Origin of the sequence: Pseudomonas sp. NFPP04, assembly GCF_900113815.1 — a bacterium.
GTDB classification, from domain to species: Bacteria; Pseudomonadota; Gammaproteobacteria; order Pseudomonadales; family Pseudomonadaceae; genus Aquipseudomonas; species Aquipseudomonas extremorientalis.
This window is the reverse complement of the sequence record NZ_FOQS01000002.1, coordinates 62,997-77,201: the sequence shown is the minus strand read 5'-3', so window position 1 is coordinate 77,201 and position 14,205 is coordinate 62,997. Positions and strand designations below refer to the sequence as shown.

The following is a 14,205-nucleotide window of genomic DNA, read 5'->3' as shown; positions in this document are numbered from 1 at the left end:
CCTTCCCTCTGTATTTATTGGTTTTGGCAGGGTTGTGGATAACGTGCCTTGCGCTCCAGGTCGTCGAGGTCGATATGGTTGCGCATGTATTGCTGACTGGCGTCCACCAGTGGCTGGTGATCCCAGCTCTTCAGCTTGCCCTGGGTGAGTGCCTCGAATACCAGGCGACGACGGCGTTGACTGGCGAGCACCTGCTGGTGGATCGCCGGGATGTCCCATTTGGCCCGCGCCTCACTCAAAAACGCCTCGAACAGTGGCCGGTGTTCCGGTGACTGGCTGAGGTTCTCCCGCTCGTGCGGGTCGTTGTGCACATCGAACAGTAGACAAGGGTCGTCTTCGCTGTAGATGAATTTGTAGGCGCCTCGGCGAATCATCATCAGCGGGCTGATGGTGCCTTCGGCCATGTATTCGCCGAACACTTCGTCGTGCCCGCCCTGCCCTTGCAAGTGCGGGACCAGAGAGCGGCCGTCCAGCGGCAGGCGCGGGTCCAGTTCGCCGCCGGCCAGTTCCACCAGGGTCGGCAGCAGGTCGGCGGTGGACACGGCTTGCGTCACTCGGCCCGCCGCGAATTGCCCCGGCGCACTGACCAGCAGCGGTACGCGCGCGGCCATTTCGAACCAGTGCATTTTGTACCAGAGCCCGCGCTCGCCGAGCATGTCACCGTGGTCGCCGGAGAAGATGATGATGGTGTCATCGGCCAGGCCGGTGTCTTCCAGGGTCTGCAGCAGCTTGCCGACATTGCTGTCGATGTAGCTGCACGCGCCGAAGTAGGCGCGGCGCGCATCGCGGATCTTATCCACGGGCAGCGGTTTGTCCCACAGGTCGTAGACCTTGAGCAGGCGCTGGGAGTGGGGGTCGAGATCAGCCTGGGCAGGCGTTGCAGGCCGGGGGATGTCGGCGTCGTCGTACAGGTCCCAGAACGGCTTGGGAATGGTGTACGGGTCGTGCGGGTGGGTCATCGATACCGTCAGGCAGAACGGACGTTCGCCGTCTTCGCGGATATGGTCGAACAGGTATTGCCGGGCCTTGAACACCACCTCTTCGTCGAAATCCAGCTGGTTGGTGCGCACGCACGGGCCGGCTTGCAGCACCGACGACATGTTGTGGTACCAGGTGGGGCGCACGTGCGGCTCGTCCCAGTTCACCGCCCAGCCATAGTCGGCGGGGTAGATGTCACTGGTCAGGCGTTCTTCGTAACCGTGCAGTTGGTCGGGACCGCAGAAGTGCATCTTGCCCGACAGCGCGGTGCGGTAGCCGAGGCGGCGCAGGTAGTGAGCGTAGGTCGGCACGTCGGCGGGGAAATCGGCGGCGTTGTCGTAGGCGCCGATCTTGCTCGGCAACTGGCCACTGACCAGGGTAAAGCGCGACGGTGCGCACAGCGGGCTGTTGCAGTACGCGGCATCGAACACCACGCCCTGTGCGGCGAGGCGGCTCAGGTTGGGCAATTTGATGGGGGAAGGTCCGTAGAACGGCAGCATCGGCGCGGCCATTTGATCGGCCATGATGAAAAGAATGTTCTTGCGCTTCATGATCTATCGGCATTCCATAGGCAGTGTTTATGCGAATGAGCATGCAGCCCATGGAAAATGGGGTAAAGCCCATGAAAAGCAATGTCTAGGATAAGCACCGCTTATGTATGAAGCTCTTGGCGACCTGTCCCTCGATCTGCTGCGCGCGTTCGAAGCCGCAGCGCGCCACCGCAGTTTTACCGCCGCTGCCATGGAACTGGGCACCACCCAGCCCGCGATCAGCCAGCAGATCAAGCGCCTGGAAGAACAACTGGCGATCCGCCTGTTTGATCGCATCTACCGTGGCATTGAGTTGACCGATGCCGGCGCCCTGTTGTTCGAGCATGTGCAGGGCGGTTTGCAGGGCATCAACCAGGGACTGAGCCTGATTACCCAGCAGGATCAGCATGAAGTGCTGCAAGTGGCGACCGACTTCGCCTTCGCCGCTTATTGGTTGATGCCGCGTTTGCACCGCTTCCACCAGGCCAACCCCCAGGTGGACGTCAGCCTGGTGACCAGCGAACGCAACCACGCGACCTTGCGCAGCGATATTGATGTGGCGGTACTGTTTGGCGACGGCCGTTTCAAGCAGGGCGATAGCCTGTGGCTGTTCAACGAGGAAGTGTTCCCGGTGTGCAGCCCGCAGTGGCTCAAAGAACAGGCCACGCCACTGACTAAGCAAAATTTGCACGATTTTCCGTTGTTGCACCTGCGCCAGGAAAACAACAGCCAGTGGTTCGACTGGAGTGGCGTGTTTCGCGAACTGGGCATCACCACTGCGCCCACTCCCGGCCAGTTGCGCTTCGATAACTACACCCTGTTGATCCAGGCTGCGATTGCCGGCCAGGGCGTGGCCATCGGCTGGCGCCATCTGGTGGACAACCTGCTGGAGCAGAACTGGCTGTGCCGACCGATCCACGACACGGTGATCTCGCGTTTCGGCTATTACGTGGTGCAACCCCAGCGCAAACGCCGAGGGCAGTTGGTGGAGCGGTTTGTCGACTGGCTGGTGGCCGAGCAGGCCAGCAGCGCGCAGTCGCTGACCGGACTGGCCCTGCCATCGATTGCGGTCTAGCATCTGGCGCATATTGGATCCGGAGTCCGTCATGCAACGTATCAAGGGCTATCACGCCCATATCTACTTCGACGCGAACACTATCGAACAGGCGCGCACCTTGTGTGAAGACGCTGCCAAACTGTTCCCGCTGCGCATGGGCCGTGTGCACGAGCGGCCTGTAGGGCCGCACCCGGACTGGAGCTGCCAGTTGGCGTTCGACCCGGAATACATCGGTGTGGTGTTGCCGTGGCTGGTGATCCATCGCAATGGCCTGGTGGTGTTCCTGCACCCCGATACCGGCGATGACCTGAAGGACCACACTGACTATGCCGTCTGGATGGGGGCAATGCGGGAGCTGAACTTGTCAGCCTTTTCTTAAATTAAATCCCTAAATATGGGATTGATATTTATATATTGAGACTTTCTGCGCCGTAGGTTTATATTCGCTGCATCCGCTCAGAACTCAGGTGAAGCGATGCAGGCGCAATTGATCGCGCTCGATTGGGGTACCAGTTCCCTTCGTGCTTATAAACTCGGCCCCGTCGGCGCAGTGCTGGAACAGCGCTCGCTGGCGTGGGGCATCATGCATTTGCCCAATGAACCCCGGGACATTGCTGGCGTGCGTTGCAGCGATGGCTTCGAGTTGGCGTTCGATGCGGCGTGTGGTGACTGGCTCGACGCCGAGCCCGGTTTGCCGGTGATTGCCTGCGGCATGGTCGGCAGTGCCCAGGGCTGGAGCGAGGCGGCTTATCGCAACACCCCTGTCGATGTCGCCAGCCTTGGCCAGGCGCTGCACAAGGTGCGCAGCCTGCGTGGCGTGGATGTGCATATCGTGCCGGGCGTGATCGAGCAGATCGGCTTGCCCAACGTGATGCGCGGCGAAGAAACCCAAGTGCTGGGCGTGCTTCAAGGGCTGAGCACCAATGGGTTGATCGGCCTGCCCGGCAGCCATTCCAAGTGGGTCGAGGTGGTCGATGGCTGCATCACTCACTTCGACACCTTCATGACCGGCGAGCTGTTTGCGGTGTTGAGCAAGCACAGCATCCTCGGGCGTACCCAGCAACAATCCGCGCAATTCCAGGCTGACGCCTTTGACCGCGGCGTGCAGGTGGCGCTGTCCAAAGACGGCGAGCGCGGCGTGCTGTCGACGCTTTTCAGTGCGCGCACCCTGGGCCTCACCGCTGAACTCACTGCCGAGCAGCAGCCCGATTACCTCTCCGGCTTGCTCATCGGCCATGAACTCGCCGGCCTGCCCGGCAGTGCCCGGCACAAGCCGATCATCCTGGTCGGCGCCGCGCCCCTCTGCGCCCGCTATCAACGCGCCCTCGCCCTCTGCGGCTTCGCCCACGTCAGTCTGGCGCAGGAGGCCACCGAGCGCGGACTGTGGCAATTGGCGGTGGCATCCGGGCTCACTCAACCTGTATTAGAGGCCTGACATGCTCAAGCACGCACTCGCACAAAACGGTTTGATCGCGATTCTGCGCGGCATCCGCCCGGACGAAGCCCAGGCCGTCGGCCAGGTGTTGTACGAGGCCGGGTTTCGTGTGATCGAAGTCCCGCTGAATTCGCCCGATCCTTACACCAGCATCCGCACCCTGCGCGACAGCCTGCCCGCCGATTGCCTGATCGGCGCAGGCACGGTGTTGCTGCCTGAGCAGGTCGAGCAGGTGAAGGCGGCCGGTGGCCAGGTGATCGTGATGCCCCACAGCGATGCCAAGGTGCTGCGAGCGGCGAAAGCCGCAGGCCTGTTCCTGTCGCCAGGTGTGGCGACACCGACCGAAGCTTTCGCCGCCCTGGCCGAAGGTGCTGACGTGCTGAAGCTGTTCCCCGCCGAGCAGATGGGCCCGGCGGTGATCAAGGCGTGGCTGGCGGTACTGCCGGCAGGCACCTTGCTGCTGCCGGTCGGCGGCATTACCCCGGACAACATGCAGGTGTTTGTCGATGCCGGCGCCAAAGGGTTCGGGCTGGGTTCCGGGTTGTTCAAACCGGGTATGACAGTGGATCAGGTAGCGAGCCGTGCCCAGGCTTATGTCGCCGCCTGGAAAGTCCTGAGCTGACATCAAGTTCCGCGCCCCTGGCGCTGCATCTATAAGAGAGACAAGAGATGAAAATCACCAAACTGACGACCTTTATCGTCCCGCCGCGCTGGTGCTTCCTCAAGGTCGAGACCGACCAGGGCGTGACCGGCTGGGGTGAGCCCGTGGTCGAAGGCCGCGCCCATACCGTGGCGGCTGCCGTCGAAGAACTGTCCGACTACCTGATCGGCAAAGACCCGCGCAACATCGAAGACATCTGGACCGTGCTCTATCGCGGCGGCTTCTACCGCGGCGGTGCGGTGCACATGAGCGCCCTCGCCGGTATCGACCAGGCGCTGTGGGACATCAAGGGCAAGGCCCTCGGCGTGTCCGTCAGCGACTTGCTCGGCGGCCAGGTGCGCGACAAGATCCGCGTGTACTCGTGGATCGGTGGTGACCGCCCAGCCGACACCGCCCGCGCTGCCAAAGAGGCTGTGGCTCGAGGCTTCACCGCGGTGAAGATGAATGGCACCGAAGAACTGCAATTCGTCGACAGCTTCGAAAAGGTCGACCTGGCCCTGGCAAACGTCGCCGCTGTGCGTGATGCGGTCGGCCCCAACGTCGGCATCGGCGTCGACTTCCATGGCCGTGTGCACAAGCCCATGGCCAAGGTGCTGATGAAGGAGCTGGATCCGTACAAGCTGATGTTTATCGAAGAGCCGGTGCTCAGCGAAAACTACGAAGCGCTCAAGGAACTCGCGCCGCTGACCAGCACCCCGATTGCCCTGGGCGAGCGCCTGTTCTCGCGCTGGGACTTCAAGCGTGTGCTCAGCGAAGGCTATGTCGACATCATCCAGCCCGATGCTTCCCACGCGGGTGGCATCACCGAAACCCGCAAGATCGCCAACATGGCCGAGGCCTATGACGTGGCCCTGGCACTGCACTGCCCGCTGGGTCCGATTGCCCTGGCGGCGTGTTTGCAACTGGATGCGGTCTGCTACAACGCGTTTATCCAGGAGCAAAGCCTGGGCATTCACTACAACGAGAGCAACGACCTGCTCGACTATGTGCGCGACCCCGGTGTGTTCGACTATGACCAGGGCTTCGTGAAGATCCCCAACGGGCCGGGGCTGGGCATCGAGATCAATGAGGAATACGTGATCGAGCGCGCGGCCATCGGCCACCGCTGGCGCAACCCGATCTGGCGGCATGCCGACGGCAGCTTCGCCGAGTGGTAAGCACCCTGCAGGAGCCGGGATGCCGGCTCCTGCAAGCCCTCAATAAGCATAAGAAGAGGCAACCCCCATGCACCCTGAATCCTTCACCGGGCAGGCTTCTTTAGTCACGCCTACCAAAAAGCGTTTTTTCATCATGGTGCTGCTGTTCATCACCGTGGTGATCAATTACCTCGACCGCAGCAACCTGTCGATTGCAGCCCCGGCGCTGACCAGCGAACTGGGCATCGACCCGGTTCAGGTCGGGCTGATTTTCTCCGCGTTCGGCTGGACCTACGCAGCCATGCAGATCCCTGGCGGCTGGCTGGTGGACCGCGTGCCGCCGCGCATTCTCTATACCGCCGCGCTGATCTTGTGGTCCATCGCCACCGTGATGCTCGGCTTCGCTGCCAGCTTTATCGCGTTGTTCGTGCTGCGCATGGCGGTGGGTGCCCTGGAAGCCCCGGCGTATCCGATCAACAGCCGCGTGGTCACCACCTGGTTTCCCGAGCGCGAACGCGCCACGGCGATTGGCTTCTATACCTCCGGGCAGTTTGTCGGGCTGGCATTCCTCACGCCGGTACTGGCCTGGCTGCAACACGCCTTCGGCTGGCACATGGTGTTTGTCGTCACCGGTGGCGTTGGCATCCTGTGGGGGATCATCTGGTACGCGGTGTATCGCGAGCCGAAGGATTTCAAAGGCGCCAACGCCGCTGAAATCGAGCTGATCCGCGAAGGCGGCGGCCTGGTGGACATGCAGGAAAAAACCGCCAAGGCCCCGTTCAGCTGGGTCGACCTGGGGATCGTGCTGAGCAAGCGCAAACTCTGGGGCATCTACCTGGGGCAGTTCTGCCTGAACTCCACGCTGTGGTTTTTCCTGACGTGGTTCCCCACCTACCTGGTGAAATATCGCGGGATGGACTTCATCAAGTCCGGCCTGCTGGCATCGTTGCCGTTCCTGGCGGCGTTTGTCGGCGTGCTGTGTTCCGGGATCTTTTCCGACTGGCTGATTCGTCGCGGTGCGTCGGTGGGGTTTGCGCGCAAGTTGCCGATCATTGGCGGGCTGCTGATTTCCACGGCGATCATCGGCGCCAACTATGTGGACTCGACGGCCTGGGTGATTGCGTTCCTGGCGGTGGCGTTCTTTGGCAATGGCCTGGCGTCGATTACCTGGTCGCTGGTGTCGACCCTGGCACCGGCCCGCCTGTTGGGGCTGACCGGTGGGGTGTTCAACTTCATCGGCAACCTGTCGGCGATTGCCACGCCGATTGTGATCGGCTTTTTGGCCAGCGGTGATTCGTTTGCGCCGGCGATTACCTACATCGCGGTGCTGGCCTTGCTCGGGGCGCTTTCCTACGTGTTGCTGGTGGGTAAAGTCGAGCGGATCGAGTTGTAAAAAAGGGCGACCCTTGCGGTCGCCCTTTTTCCTTTTGGCTCAGGGCACCGACATCTCGTTACGGAACACATTCAGCGGGTCCCAGCGCTGCTTGGTGCGGCGCAGGCGGCTTTCGATCATGAGGTCGGGGAAGAAGATCTTGTACCACTGCGGGTTGGGTCCCTTGCTGGGATCGCCGTCGATAAACAGCATGTCGCGGTCGGGGTAATTGATGTAGCACCCTTCGAACTGGGCATTGACTGGAACGCCGTTGTCACTGGCAAATGCTGCGAAAAACAGTCCCTGGATCCATTGCGCATGGGCTTGATCCGAAGCGCTGCTTTCGTCACGCCAGTAGCATTGTGGTTGCCACTTCAAGTAGGACGAACGCTGTGCAACCGATGATTCCCGCCGCACGGCGGCGCTGGCCTGATTGATTTGCCCGCCGAAGGACTGGATCTGGATCAGGCTTTGAGTCAGCCGTTTATCGGGATCGTCCCACGTCAGCGTGTCCCAGATCGCCTGCAGCACAGTGGCGGTGAAAATACCCTTCTGGTAGGCCGACTTATACCGGCCACGCTGGTTGGGCCCTGAGCCGTTGAGTGTCTGCTGGCAATGCAGCCAATCCATTCGACGGGTCGCCGCCAGGGCAGACGCCAGTGAATTGATCGTCGGCCCTGGCGGGTTGCTGCGTGGCAAGTGGGTCGCTGGGGAAGGATTCAGGCATTCGGTAGCGGGAATGCCAATGGCATTGAGCATCGAGCTGACAAAGTCTTCAAAGGGCGCTTGATCATTCAGCTCGCCCTGCTTGTCCACGTAATGAACATCCATCGTGACGTTGCCAGTGTTCTGATGGCGCATCTCCAGTTTGGTCGCCAGGCCCCAGGTGTCCGGGTTGGCCTGGTTGCGGGCAAACCAGCCCTGATAGGCCGCCAGCAATCTGTCGAGGGCTGGCTTGGTCAGCAGGGACCAGTCCCATTCCAGTACCAGCCACAGCACTTCCTTGGGGGCTTGTGGCAAACGTTCGAAGTAGTAACTGGTGATAATCCCGAACTGCCCGCCGCCTGCGCCGCAGCAGGCGGCGAACAGATCCAGTTCGTCCTGTTGGGTGCTATTGCGGGCGACATGCACAGGGACCAGGCCGTTGCCCTGGGCGTTCGGCACCAGGATGTCGACGCCGCTCAACCAATCGCACACCAGGCCATCCTTGCGTGACAGCAGCCCGTAGCCACCGCCGCAAATATGCCCACCCAGCCCGACCGAATAGCACGAGCCGCCGGGCAAGCTCGTGTTGGCCAGTTTGTACAGCGCCACATAGGCATCCCAGTTCTGGCCGCCCGCTTCCAGGCGGTAGCTGTAGCGATGAGGCGAGGCGGGCACCAGTTGTGAGGCAATCTGCCCCGTGGCGTCGTAGACCACTTGGTTCAGTTGGCTGATATCGATGATCGAGAGCACTTCGTTGGGACTGTCGGGCATTTTGTTCGCGACAAAACCCTCATAGCAGTGGCCACCGCTGCGCACCGTAATCCGGCCATCGGGGATCGCCAACGCCTGGGCGGCGGCGTCGATGATGTCCTGGGGGCTGTAACAGAGATAAATCAAGTTGGCGCCGTTCGACGACGATTCACCCTGCACATTGCCCAGCGGCCAGCGCAGGTTGAAACCTTTTTGCAGCGTTGAATGACGACGATCCGCAGCGGTAATGAGATCAAATGCCATGATGTACTCCAAAGAGCCAAGAATGACTTCTGATGCGACTAACTTAACGACCGGGAGGGCAAGGAATGCGGGGCTTGCGCAGGCGGTTAGACGGCAATAGGCATGAAGTGCGTTGAGGGAGGACGCAATGTCCACCCTCAAGCCTAGCGGAAAAAGCTGAAAGCGCCGGGCGCTTACTTACGGGCGTTACGCACGCCTTCCGACAGCGCCGCACACAGGCTCAACACGCCGTCGATGGCTTGCTGGTCGTTCTTGGCATTGGCGATGTGATCGATCAGCGCCGAACCCACCACCACACCGTCGGCCAGCCGGGCGATGGCCGCCGCTTGTTCCGGTGTGCGGATACCAAAGCCGATGCTGATCGGCAGGTCGGTATGGCGGCGCAGACGGGTCACGGCTTCTTCGACGTGTTCCAGGGTCGCCGCACCGGCACCGGTCACGCCGGCGACCGAAACGTAATACACGAAGCCTGAGCTGCCGTTGAGCACGGTAGGCAGGCGTACGTCGTCGGTGGTCGGTGTGGTCAGGCGGATAAAGTCGATGCCTGCGGCCTGGGCCGGGTCGCACAGCTCGCCGTTATGCTCGGGCGGCATGTCGACCACGATCAGGCCGTCGACCCCGGCTTCCTTGGCGTCGGCGATGAACTTCGGTACGCCGTATTTGTGGATCGGGTTGAAGTAGCCCATCAACACCAGCGGCGTGTCGTTGTTGTCCTGGCGGAACTCGCGGACCATCTGCAGGGTTTTCACCAGGTTCTGCCTGGCATTCAACGCACGGATGTTGGCCAGCTGAATGGCCGGGCCGTCCGCCATCGGATCAGTGAAGGGCATGCCCAGCTCGATCACATCGGCACCGGCGGCCGGCAGGCCTTTGAGGATCGCCAGGGAGGTGTCATAGCCAGGGTCGCCAGCGGTGACGAAGGTTACCAGGGCGGCACGGTTCTGTTCTTTCAGCTGGGCGAAGCGGGTGTGCAGGCGGCTCATCAGTGTTTCTCCTGCTGCGACTGTTCCATATGGTGCATGACGGTTTGCATATCTTTATCGCCACGCCCCGACAGGTTGACCACCATCAGGTGATCCTGCGGCAGGGTCGGGGCGCGCTTGAACACTTCGGCCAGGGCGTGGGCGCTTTCCAGGGCCGGAATGATCCCTTCCAGGCGGCAGCATTTGTGGAAGGCGTCGAGGGCTTCGTCATCGGTCACCGAGGTGTACTGGACGCGGCCGATGTCATGCAACCAGGCGTGTTCCGGGCCGATGCCGGGGTAATCCAGGCCGGCAGAGATGGAGTGGGCGTCGATGATCTGGCCATCGTCGTCCTGCAGCAGGAAAGTACGGTTGCCGTGCAGTACGCCAGGTACGCCACCGTTGAGGCTGGCGGCGTGCTTGCCGGTTTCGATGCCGTGGCCGGCAGCTTCCACGCCGATGATCTCCACGCTCGTGTCATCCAGGAACGGGTGGAACAGACCCATGGCGTTGGACCCCCCGCCGATGCACGCCACCAGGCTGTCCGGCAGGCGGCCTTCCTGGGCTTGCAGTTGGTCGCGGGTTTCCTTGCCGATCACGGCCTGGAAGTCGCGCACCATGGCCGGGTACGGGTGCGGGCCGGCCACGGTGCCGATCAGGTAGAAGGTGCTGTCGACGTTGGTTACCCAGTCACGCAGGGCTTCGTTCATCGCGTCCTTGAGGGTGCCGGTGCCGGCGACCACCGGGATCACTTCGGCGCCCAGCAGCTTCATGCGGAACACGTTGGCCTGTTGGCGCTCGATATCAGTGGTGCCCATGTAGATCACGCATTGCAGTCCAAAGCGCGCAGCCACGGTGGCAGTCGCCACGCCGTGCATGCCGGCGCCGGTCTCGGCGATGATGCGTTTCTTGCCCATGCGCCGCGCCAGCAGGATCTGGCCGATGCAGTTGTTGATCTTGTGTGCGCCGGTGTGGTTCAGCTCTTCGCGCTTGAGGTAGATCTTGGCGCCGCCACAGAACTCGGTCAGGCGCTCGGCAAAATACAACGGGCTTGGACGACCGACGTAGTCACGTTGGAAGTAGGCCAATTCCTCGTTGAACGCCGGATCGATCTTGGCCGCTTCGTATTCTCGGGCCAGGTCTAGGATCAACGGCATCAGGGTTTCAGCGACGTAACGGCCGCCGAACGCGCCGAACAGGCCGTTGACGTCTGGGCCGTTGCGTAGATCGGTCTGGGACTGAGTCATGGGACGCTCCAGGAGAGAATGGGTGTAGGAAGCAATGAGGGCCACTCTACCCCTGACGTCCTGCGCTGAAAACCGATAAGATCGCCGCAACCTGTCAGGAAAACTCACAGATGAGTCGAGACCTTCCACCCCTCAATGCCTTGCGTGCCTTTGAAGCCACCGCCCGTTTGAACAGCGTCAGCCAGGCAGCCGAGCAATTGCATGTGACCCATGGGGCGGTCAGCCGGCAGTTGAAAGTGCTGGAGGAGCACTTGGGCGTGAGTTTGTTCGTCAAGGAGGGGCGCGGCCTTAAACTCACAGATGCCGGTACTCGTCTACGTGACGCCAGCGCCGAGGCGTTCGAGCGGCTGAGGGACGTGTGCGCCGAACTGACCCAGAGCAGTGCCGACGCACCGTTCGTGCTGGGTTGCTCGGGCAGCTTGCTGGCGCGCTGGCTGATCCCGCGCCTGGGGCGCTTGAACGCGGACCTGCCGGACCTGCGTCTGCACCTGTCGGCGGGTGACGGTGACCTTGACCCGCGCCGCCCCGGCCTGGATGCCCTGTTGGTGTTCGCCGAGCCACCCTGGCCTGCGGATATGCAGGTGTATGAACTGGCCAGCGAACGCATCGGCCCGGTGATGAGCCCGCGTTTCGCCCGCTACGAGCGGCTGCGCCGGGCACCCGCGTCGGCGTTGTGTGGTGAAGCGCTGTTGCACACCACCTCACGTCCGCAAGCCTGGCCCAGTTGGGCGCGGCAACACGGCATCGAACCCGGCGCGTTGAAACACGGCCAGGGGTTTGAGCATTTGTATTATTTGCTGGAGGCGGCAGTGGCCGGGCTGGGCGTTGCGATTGCGCCAGAACCGCTGGTGGTCGAAGACTTGCGCGCGGGTCGCCTGGTGGCGCCGTGGGGTTTCAGTGAAACCCCGGCGCACCTGGCGTTGTGGCTACCCAAGCGCGCCGCGGACGGACGCGCCGGGCAACTGGCGCAGTGGCTCAAGGCTGAGCTGTTGCGCCAGCCAGATTAGTCACCGCGCTTGCACAGCAGGTAGGCGGCCAGCAGGCCCAGTGCGCCTACGGCAACACCGGCTGTAGTCCATGGGTGTTCTTGTGCGTAGTCCCGGGTTGCAACACCGGTTTCGCGAATTTTGACTTTGCTTTCTTCGTAGGCATCGCTGATCAGGTGGCGGGAGTGCTTGAGGGCATTCTCGGCATTGCTTTTCAGGGCCTTCAAGGTTTTGCGCGATTCGTCAGACGCATCGTCCTTGAGGCTTTCCAGAGACTTGAGCAGGCTCGAAATCTCGGCTTCCATGCTTTCCAGCGACGCTTTGCGTAAAGAAGTGTTGGCCATGTGGACTCTCCTGAAGTGATTGAGTGGCGTGTGTAGATACCGACTGCGGCCATTTCAGAAAGTGCAGTTAATCTGAACTTTCAGGTAGGAACGGTCGCCAGAAGCAGTACGAACATTGACTGCTACGCTTGCTTAACGACCCTTAGGAGAACTGCCATGAGTGATCATCACACCTACAAGAAAGTCGAATTGGTTGGCTCGTCGACCACCAGCATCGAAGACGCGATCAACAATGCCATCGCTGAAGCCAACAAGAGCATCAAGCATCTCGAGTGGTTTGAAGTGACTGAAACACGTGGCCATATCGAGAATGGCAAGGTTGCGCACTATCAGGTCACCCTCAAGGTAGGGTTCCGAATTGCCAGTAGTTGATCGCAGCGGTTGAACTTGCTGACTGGCCGATTGCCATAACCTGCGCTACAACCAATGGGTGCCGATGCCGCAAGCGTCGGCACGCTCTTTTTGATCAGCGCAAGGAAAGTAACGGATGAAGAAGTTCCTGTTAGCGGTAGGTTTGTTGAGCATTGCAGGCACAGCCCTGGCGGCGGGCAAGCCTTGTGAAGAGCTGAAAAGCGAGATTGCGGCGAAAATCGACGCCAAGGGCGCTTCGGGTTATTCGTTGGAAGTTGTGGATAAAGGCGCTGCAGCCGATGGCTACACGGTAGTCGGCAGCTGCGAAGCCGGTACCAAGGAAATCGCCTACAAGCGCGGTTAATCCCGTGTTGCAGACGTAAAAAACCGACGCGAGTGCGTCGGTTTTTTTTCGCCTGAGGGTTTTAGCCCTTCATCACTTGCGCCAGCAGTTCGTAGGAATGAATCCGATCGGCGTGCTCGTACAGGTCGCAGGTAAAGATCAGCTCATCGGCGCCGGTTTGTTCGATCAGCACCTCCAGCTTGGCGCGGATCTTTGCCGGGCTACCGACCATGGCGAGGCCGAGGAAGCTGCCGACCGCGTCTTTTTCATGGGGCAGCCACAGGCCGTCCATGGTTTTCACCGGTGCGCGCTGCACCAGGCTTTGCCCGCGCATCAGCGCGAGGATGCGCTGGTAGACCGAGGTGGCGAGGTATTCAGCCTGTTCATCCGTATCTGCAGCGACCAGCGGAATGCCAAGCATCACGTAAGGCTTGTCCAGCACGGCCGAAGGCTTGAAGTGATTGCGATACACGCGAATCGCCTCATGCATCAGGCGCGGTGCGAAATGCGAGGCGAAGGCGTAAGGCAGACCGCGTTCACCTGCCAATTGCGCGCTGAACAGGCTGGAGCCCAGCAGCCAGACCGGTACGTTGGTGCCGGTACCGGGGACGGCGATCACCCGTTGGTCGGGGGTGCGTGGGCCGAGGTAGGCCATCAGCTCCGCCACATCTTCGGGGAAATCGTCGGCACTGCCGGAGCGCTCACGGCGCAGGGCGCGGGCGGTCATCTGGTCGGAGCCGGGTGCGCGGCCCAGGCCCAGGTCGATACGGCCGGGGTAGAGGCTTTCCAGGGTGCCGAACTGTTCGGCGATCACCAGCGGCGCATGGTTGGGCAGCATCACGCCGCCAGAGCCGACGCGGATCGTCGAGGTGCCACCGGCCAGGTAACCCAGCAGCACCGAGGTGGCCGAACTGGCGATACCGTCCATATTGTGGTGTTCAGCTACCCAGAAACGGTTGTAGCCGAACTTTTCTACATGCTGGGCCAGGTCCAGGGAATTGCGCAGTGACTGCGCCGGACTGCCGTTGGCGCGCACGGGCACCAGGTCGAGGGTCGAGAACTTTACGTCGGACAGCGATTTCAT

At 61.6% G+C, this 14,205-nt stretch carries 15 protein-coding genes; 9 read left to right on the top strand and 6 right to left on the bottom strand.

Annotated features, from left to right (window positions below):
• Positions 1–14 precede the first annotated feature (14 nt).
• A complete protein-coding gene (gene betC, locus BM017_RS04230; protein WP_092241480.1) occupies positions 15–1,529 on the bottom strand; it encodes a choline-sulfatase in 1,515 nt (504 codons plus the stop codon).
• Positions 1,530–1,632: 103 nt separating this feature from the next.
• Between betC and BM017_RS04225 the strand changes: the two genes are divergently transcribed.
• The 6 genes from BM017_RS04225 (at position 1,633) to BM017_RS04200 (ending at position 7,190) form a co-directional block, all read left to right on the top strand.
• Positions 1,633–2,583 carry a choline sulfate utilization transcriptional regulator gene (locus BM017_RS04225; protein WP_071490910.1) on the top strand — a complete coding sequence of 317 codons (951 nt, stop codon included), beginning with the start codon at positions 1,633–1,635 and terminating at the stop codon, positions 2,581–2,583.
• A gap of 31 nt (positions 2,584–2,614) precedes the next feature.
• Positions 2,615–2,944, top strand: coding sequence for a DOPA 4,5-dioxygenase family protein (locus tag BM017_RS04220; protein WP_058424390.1), 330 nt, complete (start codon positions 2,615–2,617; stop codon positions 2,942–2,944).
• A gap of 96 nt (positions 2,945–3,040) precedes the next feature.
• Positions 3,041–4,000, top strand: coding sequence for a 2-dehydro-3-deoxygalactonokinase (locus BM017_RS04215; protein WP_092241478.1), 960 nt, complete (start codon positions 3,041–3,043; stop codon positions 3,998–4,000).
• Position 4,001: 1 nt separating this feature from the next.
• On the top strand, positions 4,002–4,622 hold the full coding sequence (locus tag BM017_RS04210) for a 2-dehydro-3-deoxy-6-phosphogalactonate aldolase (protein WP_092241476.1): 621 nt from the start codon (positions 4,002–4,004) through the stop codon (positions 4,620–4,622).
• A 47-nt stretch (positions 4,623–4,669) separates the two neighbouring features.
• Positions 4,670–5,818, top strand: a complete 1,149-nt coding sequence (dgoD, locus tag BM017_RS04205) for a galactonate dehydratase (RefSeq protein ID WP_003170741.1) — start codon at positions 4,670–4,672, stop codon at positions 5,816–5,818.
• A gap of 67 nt (positions 5,819–5,885) precedes the next feature.
• Complete coding sequence (locus BM017_RS04200) at positions 5,886–7,190, top strand: MFS transporter (RefSeq protein ID WP_092241474.1); 1,305 nt, start codon at positions 5,886–5,888, stop codon at positions 7,188–7,190.
• A 39-nt stretch (positions 7,191–7,229) separates the two neighbouring features.
• Here BM017_RS04200 and BM017_RS04195 read toward each other — a convergent pair whose 3' ends face one another.
• The 3 genes from BM017_RS04195 to trpB all read right to left on the bottom strand — a co-directional run bounded on the left by BM017_RS04195 (position 7,230) and on the right by trpB (position 11,097).
• Entirely contained in the window at positions 7,230–8,888 is a 1,659-nt protein-coding gene (locus BM017_RS04195; RefSeq protein ID WP_092241472.1) for a BBE domain-containing protein, read from the bottom strand.
• A 173-nt stretch (positions 8,889–9,061) separates the two neighbouring features.
• The gene (gene trpA, locus BM017_RS04190) at positions 9,062–9,871 is read right to left on the bottom strand and encodes a tryptophan synthase subunit alpha (RefSeq protein ID WP_092241470.1); all 810 of its coding nucleotides are present in this window, start codon (positions 9,869–9,871) and stop codon (positions 9,062–9,064) included.
• Positions 9,871–11,097, bottom strand: coding sequence for a tryptophan synthase subunit beta (gene trpB, locus BM017_RS04185; protein ID WP_092241468.1), 1,227 nt, complete (start codon positions 11,095–11,097; stop codon positions 9,871–9,873). The genes trpA and trpB overlap by 1 nt, the downstream gene beginning before the upstream one ends.
• Before the next feature lie 110 nt (positions 11,098–11,207).
• Here trpB and BM017_RS04180 point away from each other — a divergent pair, with 110 nt between their 5' ends.
• Positions 11,208–12,104, top strand: coding sequence for a LysR family transcriptional regulator (locus BM017_RS04180; RefSeq protein WP_092241466.1), 897 nt, complete (start codon positions 11,208–11,210; stop codon positions 12,102–12,104).
• Here the strand turns inward: BM017_RS04180 and BM017_RS04175 are convergent.
• Entirely contained in the window at positions 12,101–12,427 is a 327-nt protein-coding gene (locus tag BM017_RS04175) for an ElaB/YgaM/YqjD family protein (RefSeq protein WP_003170746.1), read from the bottom strand. The two genes, BM017_RS04180 and BM017_RS04175, sit on opposite strands and share 4 nt — an antisense overlap.
• A gap of 156 nt (positions 12,428–12,583) precedes the next feature.
• On the opposite strand from BM017_RS04175, the gene BM017_RS04170 reads away from it, so the two are divergent.
• Together BM017_RS04170 and BM017_RS04165 are read left to right on the top strand one after the other, a co-directional pair.
• A complete protein-coding gene (locus tag BM017_RS04170; RefSeq protein WP_032885105.1) occupies positions 12,584–12,799 on the top strand; it encodes a dodecin in 216 nt (71 codons plus the stop codon).
• Between the two features lie 115 nt (positions 12,800–12,914).
• Positions 12,915–13,142, top strand: coding sequence for a DUF1161 domain-containing protein (locus BM017_RS04165; RefSeq protein WP_012721486.1), 228 nt, complete (start codon positions 12,915–12,917; stop codon positions 13,140–13,142).
• A 61-nt stretch (positions 13,143–13,203) separates the two neighbouring features.
• On the opposite strand, the gene BM017_RS04160 is transcribed toward BM017_RS04165, so the two are convergent.
• Entirely contained in the window at positions 13,204–14,205 is a 1,002-nt protein-coding gene (locus tag BM017_RS04160) for an LLM class flavin-dependent oxidoreductase (protein ID WP_092241464.1), read from the bottom strand.